This is a genomic window from Aliihoeflea sp. 40Bstr573, from assembly GCF_024105655.1.
In the GTDB taxonomy this organism is placed as follows: Bacteria; Pseudomonadota; Alphaproteobacteria; order Rhizobiales; family Rhizobiaceae; genus Aliihoeflea.
In genome coordinates this window covers 195,177-209,174 of the sequence record NZ_JAAAMH010000001.1, presented here as the reverse complement: position 1 = coordinate 209,174, position 13,998 = coordinate 195,177, and the positions used below count along the sequence as shown (strand labels likewise).

Here is a 13,998-nt window from a genome sequence, read left to right as displayed (position 1 = left end):
ACTACGCAGCCTTCGCTGGAGCCGCGTCGATGATGATCGGCACAAGCACTGGCGCGGCTGTGGCGCCTGCCTTCGCCCAGTGGATGATCTCGAACGTACCGTCGAAATGCTCGGCGACGGCCGTGCAGCTTTCCACCCAGTCGCCGGTGTTGATGTAGCGCACGCCACCAATCTGATCGTCAGTGGCGTGGTGGATGTGGCCGCAGATAACGCCGTCGACCCCGGAGCGGCGGGCTTCCTCGGCGAGCACGTTCTGGAAGGCACCAATGAAGTTCACCGCCTTCTTGACCCTCAGCTTCGCCCAGGACGAAAACGACCAGTATGGCAGGCCCGCCAGCCGACGTAGCCGCGCGACGAGCCGCCCGACAACGATGGCTGCGTCATAGGCCTTGTCACCGAGATAGGCGAGCCAGCGATAGTTGTGGACGACCGCGTCAAACTGATCGCCATGGATGACCAGATAGCGCCGTCCGTCCGCTGCGTCGTGAATGGCCCGGTCGGCAACGACGATGCCGCCGAAATGGGTACCTTGGAAATTACGCAGAAACTCGTCGTGATTGCCCGCGATGTATGTGATGCGACAGCCCTTGCGCGCCTGGCGCAGCAGCTTCTGGACGACGTCGTTGTGCGCCTGCGGCCAGTGCCAGGAGCGCTTGAGGCGCCAGCCATCGACGATGTCGCCAACAAGGAAGATGCAACCTGCCTCGTGATGGCGCAGGAAGTCGATCAGATAGTCGGCTTTGGCCGGTTTAGATCCCAGATGCACGTCAGAGATGAACAGCGTGCGAAAGCGGCGCGGCGTGGCGGTCATGAAATGCCCTCGTCATTGCGTCGTCCGCTCTATGGCGTGAGTCAGATCACAGCCGTATGACGGTTGTCTTTGATGGGCCGCTGGCGATAGGTTGGCGCCGATTTCGCCATGACGGCGGCGGGCATCGCTGTCGGTTCAGCGCGCAGGTATCATGGACATCAAGGAAAAGGACGGGCGAGCGATGACGGATGTCGAGACGACGAAAGCAGCGCCGGCGGAACTGGACGAGGCGGCGCTCTTCTATCATCGATATCCGGCGCCCGGTAAGCTCGAGATTCAGGCGACCAAACCGCTCGGCAACCAGCGCGACCTCGCGCTTGCCTATTCGCCCGGCGTCGCCGCACCTTGCCTTGCCATCCACGAGGACCCGGCACTCGCGGCCGACTACACGGCGCGCTCCAACCTTGTCGCCGTCATCTCGAACGGCTCGGCGGTGCTGGGGCTCGGCAATATCGGGCCGCTGGCCTCCAAGCCGGTGATGGAAGGCAAGGCCGTTCTCTTCAAGAAATTCGCCGGCATCGACGTCTTCGACATCGAGATCGACGCGCCGGAAATCGCGCGCATGGTCGAGACCGTGGCGGCGCTGGAGCCGACCTTCGGCGGCATCAATCTCGAGGACATCAAGGCGCCCGAATGCTTCGACGTCGAAGAACAGTTGAAGGCGCGGATGAAAATTCCCGTCTTCCACGACGATCAGCACGGCACGGCCATCATCGTCGCGGCCGCCGTCCTCAACGCGCTTGAACTTTCTGGCAAGGCCATTGACGAGGTGAAGATCGTCACGTCCGGCGCGGGCGCGGCGGCGCTTGCCTGCCTCAACCTTCTCGTCGCACTCGGCGCCAGCCGTGAGAACATCTGGATCACGGACCGGCACGGCGTCGCCTACAAGGGGCGCGTCGAGGAGATGGACCGCTGGAAAGACCCCTATCTCAAGGACACAAATGCGCGAACGCTTGCTGACGTGATCGGCGGCGCGGACGTTTTCCTCGGCCTGTCGGCCGCCGGCGTCCTCAAGCCAGAGCTTCTCGCACACATGGCCGAGCGGCCGCTGATCCTGGCGCTGGCAAATCCAACGCCCGAGATCATGCCGGAACTCGCCCGCGCGGCCCGTCCCGATGCGATGATCTGCACCGGCCGATCGGATTTCCCCAATCAGGTCAACAACGTACTCTGCTTCCCCTACATATTCCGCGGCGCGCTCGATGTCGGTGCGACGGCCATCAACGAGTCGATGAAGATGGCGGCGGTGCGCGCCATCGCAGCGCTTGCCCGCGAGGAGCCGTCCGACGTTGCTGCGCGCGCATATACAGGCGAAACGCCGATCTTTGGCCCCGACTTCCTCATCCCTTCGCCTTTCGATCCGCGCCTCATCCTGCGCATCGCGCCTGCGGTGGCGCGGGCGGCCATGGAAACCGGGGTCGCGACGCGTCCAATCGAGGATATGGGCGTCTATGTCGACCGGCTGACGCGCTTCGTCTTCCGATCCGGGCTCGTCATGAAGCCGGTGTTCGCGGCCGCCCGCAATGCGAGTGCCAACCGGGTGATCTATTCGGACGGCGAGGACGAGCGCGTCCTTCGCGCGGCGCAGGTCGTGCTGGAGGAAAAGATCGCCAAGCCGATTCTGATCGGCCGTCCGGCCGTCATCGAGACGCGGCTGAAGCGCTATGGCCTGAAGATCAGGCCTCAGCACGATTTCGAGATCATCAACCCGGAAGACGATCCGCGTTACCGCGACTATGTCGAGCTTCTGATTCGGCTCGGCGGGCGGCGCGGCGTCACGACCGAGGCTGCGCGCACCATGGTGCGCACCAACAACACGGTCATCGCGGCGCTCGCCATGATGCGCGGCGAAGCCGACGCCATGATCTGCGGTCTGGAAGGCCGCTTCGAACGCCATCTGCGCAACGTCCAGCTCATCATCGGCCGGCGGCCGGAAGTCACGGACGCATCGGCGCTGTCGATGTTGATTTCGCAGCGCGGCGTTACATTCTTTACCGACACCTATGTTACGTTGGATCCTTGCGCCGAGGAGGTCGCCGAGATGACGATGCTGGCGGCGACGGAGATCCGCCGGTTCGGCATCGAACCCAAGGCGGCACTGCTTTCGCACTCCAATTTCGGCTCGCGCGATTCGGCAAGTGCGCTCAAGATGCGGCAGGCGGCCGAAATCCTGCATCGCATCGCGCCCGATCTCGTCGCTGATGGCGAAATGCACGGCGATTCGGCTCTGTCCGAGACGCTGCGCAACCGCGTCTTCCCGCATTCTCGCTTGACCGGCGAAGCCAATCTCCTGGTCTTCCCCAACCTAGATGCGGCAAACATCGCGCTCAATACCATCAAGGCGATGACCGATTCGCTGCATGTCGGGCCGATTCTGCTTGGCACGGCGCGTCCGGCGCACATCCTGACGCCGTCGGTCACATCGCGCGGTGTCGTCAACATGACGGCGCTGGCGGTCGTCGAGGCGAGCCAGACGGCGGGCGAGACAACGACGGATTAATCGCGGCGCGCTATGCGTCCTTGCATGATCCGTTCGAGCAAATTGCGATTCGCGGTGCCGGTCCTCCTTGCCTTGGTCCTGGCCGGAGGCGATGCGCTCGCCTGCGAAGCCGTTTCGGCTTCGTTTCACGATACGGGGTGCAGAGCCTCGCCTGCGCGGATGCGCGCCATGATCTCGAATGGCAGCTTGATCGTGATCGGCGCGTCCCTGGCCGACTACGCGCAGCCAGCGCCACCGGCTGCGCCGGTCGTGGAACCCGAATTGCGCGATCTCGACGATCTGCCGCCCGTCAGGGTCGTCGGGCCAAGCTTTCTTCCCGCCCCAGAAGCGGCAATAGATTTGCGAGCTCCGGTCCGGACTCCCGGCCTGTAAGCGCCAATCTCAGCGGCAGAAAAAGGGCCCTGCCCTTGCGGCCCGTCACCTGCTTTACGCGGTCGGTCCAGATCTTCCACGTCATCTGATCCCAGGGCGCGACCGGCAGTTCGGCGAAGGCCTGCTCTAGGAACGCGCGATCCTCATCGGATGCCGCATAGGCCGGTCGGCCCTTCGGCGACAAGATTGCCCACCAGTCTGCCGCCTGTTCGAACCGGTCGAGATTCCCCCGCACCGCCAGCCAGAACGGTTCGGCCTTTTCGCCATCGACGCCGAGTTCGGCCAGCCGTGCCTTTGCAATCGCGAAGGGCATCGCATGGAGCACGTCACGATTAAGACCGTCGAGATCGGCCGGATCGAATTTCGCCGCCGATTTCGATGTCGCAGTCGGGTCGAACCGGTCTGCAAGTTCGTCAAGCGAGTGGACCGCAGCCACGTTCTCCGAAGTGCCGATCAGCACCGCCAGCGACACGACCGCCAGCGGCTCGATGCCGGACTCGCGCAGGCCCTTGATCGACAGGGAGCCAGTGCGCTTCGAAAGCCCTTCGCCCGTGCTGGTCGTCAGAAGGTTGTGGTGTCCGAAGCCCGGCGGCAAAGCGCCAAGCGCCTTGAAGAGCGCAATCTGCGCGCCTGTATTCGTCACATGGTCGTCGCCGCGAATGACATGGGTGATGCCCATCTCGATGTCGTCAGCGACGGAAGGCAGTGTGTAGAGATAGCTGCCGTCCTCGCGGACCAGCACCGGATCGGACATCGAGGCAAGATCGACTGTCTGTGGACCGCGCACCACGTCGTCCCAGTGGACTTCCGTGCGTTGAGGCGCAAACGGGTCGCTCTCGAAGTTCGGCAGGAGGAAGCGCCAGTGTGGCTTGCGGCCTTCCGCCTCGAACGCCGCCTTCTCGTCAGCCGTGACCTTGAGCGCCTCGCGGCCGTAGACCGGCGGCAGCCGTCGCGTCAGGCGCAGCTTGCGCTTGCGCTCCAGCTCCTCCGCCGTCTCGTAGCAGGGATAAAGCAGGCCCTTCGCCTTCAGCGTCTCCACCGCCGCGTCGTAAGTCGCAAATCGCGCAGATTGATGCACGGTCACGTCGGGCTTGATGCCGAGCCAGAACAGGTCCTTTTGAATCTGGTCGGCATATTCCTGCTTGGAGCGCGCGACGTCCGTGTCATCGAAGCGCAGGATGAAGCGGCCATCGGCCTTGCGGGCGAACAGCCAATTGAACAGCGCCGTGCGCGCATTGCCGATGTGGATGTGGCCGGTCGGCGACGGCGCAAAGCGAACGGTGACGGTCATTTTTGGGCTCAGCTCCGGTCGCGGAAGCGATTGGTGATCGGATAGCGGCGGTCGCGTCCGAAATTCTTCTTCGTGATCTTCACGCCCGGCGCGGCCTGTCGGCGCTTGTATTCGGCGATGTAGAGCAGGTGCTCGACGCGGTGGACCAGTTCGCGGTCATGCCCGCGCGCGACGATCTCGTCGACGCCCATCTCGTTTTCGACGAGGCATTCGAGGATGTCGTCCAGTACCGGATAGGGCGGCAGCGAATCCTGGTCGGTCTGGTCGGGACGAAGCTCGGCGGAGGGTGCCTTGTCGATGATGCTCTGCGGAATCACCTCACCTGCCGGACCGAGCGCGCCGGGCGGGACCGTCGTGTTACGCCACGCCGACAGGCCATAGACCTGCATCTTGTAAAGATCCTTGATCGGATTGAAGCCGCCATTCATGTCGCCATAAAGCGTCGCGTAGCCGACCGACATTTCCGACTTGTTGCCGGTGGTCACGACCATCGCGCCGAACTTGTTCGACACTGCCATCAGGATCACGCCGCGCGCGCGGCTTTGCAAGTTTTCTTCGGTGATTCCCTCTTCCGTACCCTCGAAGACCTGAGCGAGCGCGTTTGAGAATCCTTCGACCGGCTCAGCGATGGGCACGATGTCGTAGCGGCAGCCAAGCGCACGGGCGCAGTCCTCGGCATCCTTCAGCGAATCCTTGGAGGTGTAGCGATACGGCATCATGATCGTGCGAACGCGCTCCTCGCCGAGCGCATCGACCGCAAGCGCGGCACAGATCGCGGAATCGATGCCGCCCGACAAGCCGAGCACCACGGTCTTGAAGCCATTCTTGTTGACGTAGTCCCGAAGCCCCAGCATGCAGGCGCGATAATCGGCCTCCTTCACGTCGGGCAGAATCGCGCGAGGGCCTTCTGTGCAGGCCCAGGAATCGTCCGCGCCGCGCCGCCAGGTGGTGACGGCCAGCGTCTCCTCGAATGGGCTCATCTGGAAGGCGAGCGACTTGTCGGCATTGATGGCGAATGACGCACCGTCAAAGATCAGTTCATCCTGCCCGCCGAGCTGGTTGGCGTATATCAGCGGCAGGCCGCTTTCGATTACTTCGCGGATGACGACCTGCTGGCGAATATCCGTCTTGCTGCGGTAATAGGGCGAGCCATTGGGCACGAGAAGCAGTTCGGCGCCGGCCTCTGCCAGCGTCTCGCAGACGCCGAGGTCGCCCCAAATGTCCTCGCAGATCGGGATGCCGAGCCGAATGCCGCGGAAATTGACCGGTCCCGGCATGTCCGGACCCGGCTGGAACACCCGTTTTTCGTCGAACTCGCCATAGTTCGGCAGATCGAGCTTATAGCGTTCGGCGACGATCCTGCCCCCGTCGGCCACGACGACCGAGTTGTGCAACCCGCTCTTGCGAGCCAACGGCGTGCCGATGACGATGCCCGGTCCGCCATCGGCCGTATCCGCTGCAAGGTCGCCGACCGCCTTCTCGCAGGCAGCGACGAAGGCGCGCTTCAAGACGAGATCTTCCGGCGGATAGCCCGCAATGAAGAGTTCGGTGAAGAGGATGAGGTCCGCACCCTGTCGTGCCGCATCCGCGCGAGCGTCACGGGCCTTGGCGAGGTTGCCGGCAATGTCGCCGACAGTCGGATTGAGCTGCGCGATGGCGATGCGGAGAATGTCGGGCGTCTTGGTCATTGCGTTCGTCTAGCGCGGGCGCGTTCGGCGGGCAATGGCGCAGCAGCGACGTTCACTCGCCCACATAGGCGCGCAATTCCTCGGCGGTGTGATTGGTTCCGATCGACATCGAGAGCACGCGCAAGATTTGGGCGCGCGGCAGCCCGGTCTCGTCGGACCATGCGCTCATCTACGCCTGGATCGCGGCCTGATCCTTCTTCGAGGTCGGCTTTTCGGCGATGCCAAGTCCGGCATCGCGCAGCGCCGCGACCATGTCGGCCGAGACGATGTAGGTGTCCCAGCCAAGCCAGCGCAGGAGATAGTGACCCGTATTGCCACCCAACCGGCTTCCGTTCTTGCCCAGAAATGCCGTCAGACCAAGCTGGTCGCCTGCCGGCCATTCGGCAAGAAACCGGCCGAAGCCTCCATGCTCCTCGGAAATGCGGGCGACGAAGGCCGCATTCTCGCGCACCGAAGCGATCTTTTGCGGGTTGCGGATGATGCTTTTGTCGAGCGAAAGATCGTGCCAGAAATCGTCCGGCTGGAAGAGGAGCGCGCGCGGCTCGAAGCCGAGGAAGGCGGCCTCGAAGCCCGGCCATTTCTGTTCGATCACCCGTCACACAAAGCCGGCCGCGAAAATGCGGTTTGCCATGGTCAAAAGGACGCGATCATCCGGCAGCCTGGCGAGCGCGTTAATGTCGGAGCGCGGCCCCAGGAGCGATTGCAGAACGTCGTTGCCGCCCTTGCGATCGGCTGCCCGCGCACGGATTTCCTCGAACGATTTCATGAATGATCCTCCGCCGCGCAGACTATCGAACCGCAAGCGCGGATCAATATCCACCGAGTTCGCGGTCGCCCTTGTCGAGAATCAGCGGAATGATCAGGTCTTCCTCGTCGTCGAGATGGCGGGCCAGCATGGCGACGAGCCGCGAATTCTGGTCCGCATATGCGTCGGCGGCGTAGTGCTGCGCGTCGGTGTCACCCGTCAGCGCCTGGAGGAAGGCATTGGCGGTCTGCGCGTTCATCTCCAGCGCATCGTGGATGAGATGATGATCGGCATCGAGAATGTCGAAGCCGCGTTTCAGCCGCGTCTCGACGCGCGCGAAGATCGGGAAGTAGTGATGATCCTCAATATTGTGATGCCCGTCGAGCTGACCAAGGAAGAAGTTGAGGCGCGGCCCGAAAAACTGTGCGAAACCACGCGCATCCGTTCGACCCTCGCGATAGTCGGCGATCGAGCCGGTTAGGATGCCTCCCAGTTCGCGGAACATGTCGTGCCGCTGCAGCCACATGGACGCCATCCCGTGGACGTTGCGATGCCCGGCCCAGCTATCGCGTGGATACTTCTCGACGAGGAATCGCAGATCCTCTGGCAGGCCGAGGCGGGTTTCGAGATACAGCTTGGGGTCGATATCATCCATCACAGGCTCCGTTCGACCCGCAAATAGGCACGCCGGCGTCCTCGCGCCAAGGGCGACGCAGCGTTCAGTCGACCGAGCCGTTCCAGTTGTGCAGGTGTTGGGCAGCGCGTCGTCGGACCAGAAAGGCAGCTCTCAGCTCGCTTCATCCGTAAACCTGCATCTATGGGTAAGCAGATTGCCAGCCGGCGCATTTTGTGGCCATCGCCGATTGCCGTACGTCAGCTGAAGTCCAGCAAAAGCTCGCAATCGCAAGTTACAGTGCCTATCTGGCGAAGACTCGCGAACCGGAAAGGATTGAACTTGCAGACCGGCAGACGCGCCCTCTTTCTCGTCAATCCAAAGGCGCGCCGCGGGCGCGAACCCGTGGAACCCATTTTGGCGCGCCTGAAAGCTGGCGGGCTTGACGTCACGGTCGAGCCTTTCGAGGCGCTGCCCGAGCTTGCGCGCGACATCGTTCGCCTGCGCGAAATGGCCGATCTCGTTATCGTCTGCGGCGGCGACGGTACCGTATCCTCGGCCGCCGTGGCGGTCATGGAATCGGGCCTGCCGATGGGCATCATGCCGATGGGCACAGCAAACGATCTTGCCCGCACCCTCAACATTCCGATGGACCTCGAGGAGGCTGCGGACGTAATTGCCGCCGGCCATACGCGAAAAGTCGATGTAGGCACCGTCAACGGCCATGCGTTCTTCAACGTCGCCTCGATCGGCCTTTCCACCGAACTTGCCCAGAGCCTCGACCCGCAGACCAAGAAGCGCTGGGGCCGTCTCGGCTATGCGATCGCGGCGAGCCGCGTCCTGACCAAGGTGCGCCCGTTCAAGGCAACGATCACCGAGAAGGGCGAAACGATCCGCGTTTCGACCTACCAGATCGCCGTCGGCAACGGCCGGCACTATGGCGGCGGCAACGTCGTCGAGGAAACGGCCGCGATCGATGACGGCCATCTCGACCTGTATAGCCTCGAACTCACCAATGTCTGGAAGCTTGCGCTGATGCTGCGCTCGTTCCGCTCAGGCCGTCATGGCGCCTGGAAAGAGGTGCGCACCGCGCGCTGCGTCGAGTTCGACATCGAAACGGACCGGCCACGCCCGGTCAACACGGATGGTGAGATCGTCACGCAGACGCCGGCGCATTTCAAGGTCCACCCGGCAGCGATCAGTATCTTCGCGCCATCAGCGGCCGGCGAGAGCGTCGGCTCAACCGGCAGGGCCGCCGCCTGACCTGACATGCTCGGGGCGCGCTCCCATGCCAATCAACCGTGCTGGAATGCGCCGCAGCAGCGGAAACCGGCGGATGAGGCGGAGCGGCACAGGAAGGCGGGTCTTGTTGCCGCGCCTCTGACGCAGCGTCGGCGCCAGTATCCTCTCCTGCGCGAAGACCTGCGCTGCCTGCGTCAACCTCGTCGGCAGGCTGCGCCGGCGCTGGACGGCTGCGAGGTCGCCGTCGCCAAGCCTGCCCTCATTCAGCGGATCGCCGAGAATGTTGGCGGCCGCGACTGCATCCTGGATCGCGAGGTTGATGCCGACGCCGCCCACCGGCGTCATGGCGTGTGCCGCATCGCCGATGCACAGCAAACCCGGCATCCACCATTGCCGCAGCCGATCCACGGCGACCGAAAGTACGCGGACAGAGGAGAAATCCGGCAGGTCGGCTTCCAATCGTGCGAGGTCCCAACGGCCGAGGCTCGCGATCTCGCGGCGAAAGGCGTCGATGCCCTTCGCCTCGATCGTCTCTGCCTTGCCCTTGGCGATGACATAGCCGCACTGCCAATAGTCGCCGCGATAAAGGCGCACGAAGATGCGGCCGGCGTCGAAGCGACCGCCCGTCGCGTTGGTATCGGTAGGCAGGCGCGCGACGCGAAACCACATGACGTCTATCGGCGCGCCGCGCGGTTCGACCTTGAGCCCTGCCGCTTCGCGCAGCCGCGACCGGCGCCCGTCGGCGGCAACGACGAGATCTGCCTCGATGGCAATCGGCTGACCGCCTTTAAGCGCCTCGAGACCGCGCACCCGGCCATCGCGGAGCACGATTTCGCGCGCATCGCATCCCATAAGACAGCGAAAGTTCGGATAAGCTTCGGCCTTTCGGCGCAGGAAGTCGAGGAAATCCCACTGCGGCATCAAGACGACGGCCGGGCACTTGACGGGCAAGTGCCGGAAATCGGCGACAGTCACCAGTTCGTCGCCGATTTCGGCCGAAATATCTTCCACTTTCTGATGAGGCAGGGTGAGCAACTCACTGAGATATCCCAGTTCGTGCATCACCTGCAGCGTCGAGGGGTGGAGCGTGTCGCCGCGAAAGTCACGCAGGAAGTCGTCATGCTTCTCCATGACGACCACGTCGATCCCGGCCCGTGCGAGAAGCAGGCCAAGCATCATTCCGGCCGGCCCGCCGCCGGCGATGCAGCACGTCGTGCGGATCGCCGGCTCGGTCATGGCCTTGTCTCAGGCGTTGACGGCTTGGCGCGGTGCCTGGCCGTGCGTCTTCTTGGCGAGAAGTTCGCTCACCAGGAAGGCCAGTTCAAGCGCCTGGTCGGCATTGAGGCGCGGGTCGCAATGGGTGTGGTAGCGATCCTGCAGATCCTCGTCGCGCACGGCACGCGCACCGCCGGTGCATTCCGTGACGTTCTTGCCCGTCATCTCGATATGAATGCCGCCGGCATGAGTGCCCTCGGCCGCATGAACGTCGAAGAAGGACTGCACTTCCTTCAAGATGCGATCGAACGGCCGCGTCTTGTAGCCGGCAGCCGTGATCGTGTTGCCGTGCATCGGATCGCACGACCAGACAACCTTGCGACCTTCCTTCTCGACGGCGCGGATGAGCTTGGGCAGGTGATCGCCAACCGCTTCTGACCCGAAACGCGAAATGAGCGTCAGGCGCCCGGCCTCGTTCTCCGGGTTCAGGAGGTCGATCAGCCGGATCAATCCCTCGGGCGTCATGGACGGACCGCATTTCAGGCCGAGCGGGTTCTTGATCCCGCGGCAATATTCGACATGAGCATGGTCCGGCTGGCGCGTTCGGTCGCCGATCCAGATCATGTGGCCGGACGTCGCGTACCAGTCACCCGAGGTCGAATCGACACGCGTCATCGCTTCTTCGTAGCCCAGGAGAAGGGCTTCGTGGCTGGTGTAGAAGTCGGTCTCGCGCAGCGCCGCGTGGGATTCGGACGTGATGCCGACCGCATTCATGAAATCGACCGTCTCGGTGATCCTGTTCGCCAGCGCCTTGTAGCGCTCCGACTGCGGGCTGTCAGATACGAAGCCGAGCATCCATTTGTGAACGTTCTCGAGACTGGCGTAGCCGCCCTGTGCGAAGGCGCGCAGGAGGTTCAGCGTCGCAGCCGACTGGCGGTAGGCCATGCGCTGGCGTGCCGGGTTCGGCGTGCGCGCCTCCTCGCTGAACTCGATGCCGTTGATGATGTCGCCGCGGTACGAAGGCAGGGCAACGCCATCCTTCGTCTCGATATCGGACGAGCGCGGCTTGGCGAACTGGCCGGCAATGCGACCGACCTTCACCACCGGCTGCGCGCCGCCGAAGGTCAGCACCACGGCCATCTGCAGGAACACGCGGAAGAAGTCGCGTATATTGTCGGCGCCGTGCTCGGCGAAGCTTTCGGCGCAGTCACCGCCCTGAAGCATGAAGGCTTCGCCGGCGGAAACGGCGGCAAGCTGCTTCTTCAATTTGCGCGCCTCGCCTGCAAAAACGAGCGGCGGATAGCTGGCAAGCTGCTTTTCGGTCTCGGCAAGGGCAGCAAGATCCGGATATGCAGGAACCTGCTGGATCGGCTTGTCACGCCAGGAATTCGGAGACCATTTCGTCATCATCGCACCCGTTCAAAATCGCCTGGGGGCCGGGTATGCGCCCTGCCCGTGGCGGCGTCCTTACACTACGAAAGCCGGTGATTCTACACCTGCTTGGCCGAAGGCGCGACCAGATAGGGCGCGAGCAGGCGATCGAAAGCCGCGGCACGCGCGTCGTCATGCGCAAGCGCCCGCGGATAGAGCGGCTGATCGCGATCCGCATGAAGTCCGATCTCGCAACCATCCGTCTCGTCAAGGAAGCGCATAAGACCGTCATCGCCATGCTCGGCTTGAAAGCCATGCATGACTGCATCGAGATAGGACTGCAAAATCATGGGCGGCGCGGGGTGTGCCGGTACCTGCGTCTCGGCGACGTAGAGATAGATCGGAATCCCGTCGAATCTCGCTGCGCAATCGATCGATGCCCGGTTGATCTCAACGCGGTCGTAGCGGGCTTCGCGCGCATCGACATCGGCAAGGTTTTCGGCACGGTCGATGACAAGGAGACCGTCGCAGCCGGCTTTGTCCTGCGGCCGCACGGTCAGGAGCGCGGCCGGAAAGCCCGGCATGTCGGGACGCGGGCGCCAATGGCGACGCCAGCCCTTCAGTCGCGCCGGATAGGCGGCGACGATTTCGGTGCGGTGCGTCAGCCGGCAGACCAGCGAGCCGTATCCGAAATAGGCGACCAGCCCTTCCACCGGCGCGGCGTGCCGATCCACAGGACTTCCCGACACTTACGCCACCTGCTGGCCGTTCTTCACGCGATAGCTGGGCTGGTACATGGTGACGAGTTCCTCCGCCGCAGTGGGGTGGACGGCCATCGTCGCGTCGAAGTCTTCCTTTGTCAGCTTCGCCTTTACCGCGATGCCAAGGAGCTGGGCCATCTCCCCCGCGTCAACGCCCAGTACATGGGCGCCGACGACGCGGCGGCTCGCGGCATCCACAACGAGCTTCATCACCATCTTTTCCAGACGGCCGGACAGCGTGTGGCGCATCGGCCGGAAGGTCGCCTTGTAGATTTCGAGCTCGTCGTACTGTTCTGCCGCATCCTCTTCCGAAAGACCGACCGTCCCGAGTTCGGGCTGCGAGAAGACGGCGGTCGCCACCGCATCGTGGTCCGGCGTTGTCGGCTTGCCGCGATAGACCGTGTCTACGAAACACATCGCCTCGTGGATTGCCACTGGAGTCAGTTGCACGCGGTCGGTGACGTCGCCGACGGCGTAGACGTTCTCAATATTCGTACGCGAGTACTCGTCGACGAAAATCTCGCCCTTCGGCCCGGTCTTCACACCTGCCTTGTCGAGCCCGAGTCCGGCCGTGTTGGGCTGGCGACCGATTGCAAGCATGACTTGGTCGACGATGAGCGTACGGTCGGCATTGGTGTGGGCTTCCAGCCTGCCATCTGCGCGCCTGTCGATTTTCGTGAAGATCTCCTTGCACAAAATCGTAATGCCCTTGGCTTCCATCTCGACATGAAGTGCGGTACGCAAATCCTTGTCAAAGCGGCCTAATATCTCCTTTCCACGATAGATCAGCGTCGTCTCGACGCCGAGCCCGTGGAAAATATTGGCAAATTCGACGCCGATATAACCGCCGCCCACGATGGCGATCGACTTCGGCAGTTCGGTGAGGTGAAACGCCTCGTCCGAGGTAATGCAGTGCTCATGGCCAGGCAGCGCAGGGTGCAGGCTCGGATGGCCTCCGGTTGCGATCAGGATCGTTTGGGCGGTCACCGTGCGCCCGTCTTTCTCAAGACGGATCGTGTGCGAATCCTCCAGCACCGCGCGGCTTTCGATGATCGTCGCGCCGGCATTCTCGAGACCTTTGCGGTAAAGGCCTTCCAGCCGCGCGATCTCCCTGTCCTTGTTGGCGATCAGCGTCTTCCAGTCGAACGACCGCTCGCCGACCGTCCAGCCATAGCCGGCGGCAACCTCGAAATGCTCGGGAAACTGCGAAGCGTACACGAAGAGCTTTTTCGGCACGCAGCCGCGAATGACGCAGGTGCCGCCGAAACGGTATTCCTCGGCAACAGCGACGCGCTTTCCCAGCGAGGCCGCGACACGGCCCGCCCGCACGCCCCCGGAGCCGCCGCCGATCACGAAGAGGTCATAGTCGTACTGGGTCATGCGGCGGCC

At 63.4% G+C, this 13,998-nt stretch carries 10 protein-coding genes and 1 pseudogene; 2 read left to right on the top strand and 9 right to left on the bottom strand.

The genetic code is table 11. The features are described 5' to 3' along the window. Window position 1: 1 nt before the first annotated feature. Window positions 2–811: a UDP-2,3-diacylglucosamine diphosphatase gene (locus tag GTK01_RS01005; protein WP_252923937.1), complete on the bottom strand. Its 810-nt coding sequence runs from the start codon at window positions 809–811 to the stop codon at window positions 2–4. 181 nt (window positions 812–992) lie between these two features. Here GTK01_RS01005 and GTK01_RS01000 point away from each other — a divergent pair, with 181 nt between their 5' ends. Further along, window positions 993–3,311 (top strand): NADP-dependent malic enzyme, encoded by a 2,319-nt coding sequence (locus GTK01_RS01000; protein WP_252924381.1) that lies wholly within the window; start codon window positions 993–995, stop codon window positions 3,309–3,311. Window positions 3,312–3,600: 289 nt separating this feature from the next. Here GTK01_RS01000 and gltX read toward each other — a convergent pair whose 3' ends face one another. The 4 genes and pseudogenes from gltX to GTK01_RS00980 all read right to left on the bottom strand — a co-directional run bounded on the left by gltX (window position 3,601) and on the right by GTK01_RS00980 (window position 8,062). Then, window positions 3,601–4,974 carry a glutamate--tRNA ligase gene (gene gltX, locus GTK01_RS00995; protein ID WP_252923935.1) on the bottom strand — a complete coding sequence of 458 codons (1,374 nt, stop codon included), beginning with the start codon at window positions 4,972–4,974 and terminating at the stop codon, window positions 3,601–3,603. Between the two features lie 8 nt (window positions 4,975–4,982). Continuing rightward, window positions 4,983–6,662, bottom strand: a complete 1,680-nt coding sequence (locus tag GTK01_RS00990; protein ID WP_252923933.1) for an NAD+ synthase — start codon at window positions 6,660–6,662, stop codon at window positions 4,983–4,985. A 52-nt stretch (window positions 6,663–6,714) separates the two neighbouring features. Then, window positions 6,715–7,428: pseudogene (locus tag GTK01_RS00985) on the bottom strand (DNA-3-methyladenine glycosylase I). Between the two features lie 43 nt (window positions 7,429–7,471). Then, window positions 7,472–8,062, bottom strand: a complete 591-nt coding sequence (locus GTK01_RS00980; RefSeq protein WP_252923932.1) for a hemerythrin domain-containing protein — start codon at window positions 8,060–8,062, stop codon at window positions 7,472–7,474. Window positions 8,063–8,356: 294 nt separating this feature from the next. Here GTK01_RS00980 and GTK01_RS00975 point away from each other — a divergent pair, with 294 nt between their 5' ends. Next, window positions 8,357–9,283 (top strand): lipid kinase, encoded by a 927-nt coding sequence (locus GTK01_RS00975; RefSeq protein WP_252923931.1) that lies wholly within the window; start codon window positions 8,357–8,359, stop codon window positions 9,281–9,283. Here the strand turns inward: GTK01_RS00975 and GTK01_RS00970 are convergent. From GTK01_RS00970 to gor, 4 genes are all read right to left on the bottom strand, one after another. Further along, entirely contained in the window at window positions 9,260–10,498 is a 1,239-nt protein-coding gene (locus GTK01_RS00970) for an FAD-dependent oxidoreductase (RefSeq protein WP_252923930.1), read from the bottom strand. The genes GTK01_RS00975 and GTK01_RS00970 overlap by 24 nt on opposite strands. 9 nt (window positions 10,499–10,507) lie before the next feature. Further along, complete coding sequence (locus tag GTK01_RS00965; RefSeq protein WP_252923929.1) at window positions 10,508–11,884, bottom strand: class II 3-deoxy-7-phosphoheptulonate synthase; 1,377 nt, start codon at window positions 11,882–11,884, stop codon at window positions 10,508–10,510. Window positions 11,885–11,967: 83 nt separating this feature from the next. Next, window positions 11,968–12,597: a gamma-glutamylcyclotransferase family protein gene (locus GTK01_RS00960; RefSeq protein ID WP_252923928.1), complete on the bottom strand. Its 630-nt coding sequence runs from the start codon at window positions 12,595–12,597 to the stop codon at window positions 11,968–11,970. Next, on the bottom strand, window positions 12,598–13,989 hold the full coding sequence (gene gor, locus GTK01_RS00955) for a glutathione-disulfide reductase (RefSeq protein ID WP_252923927.1): 1,392 nt from the start codon (window positions 13,987–13,989) through the stop codon (window positions 12,598–12,600). Window positions 13,990–13,998: the final 9 nt, after the last annotated feature.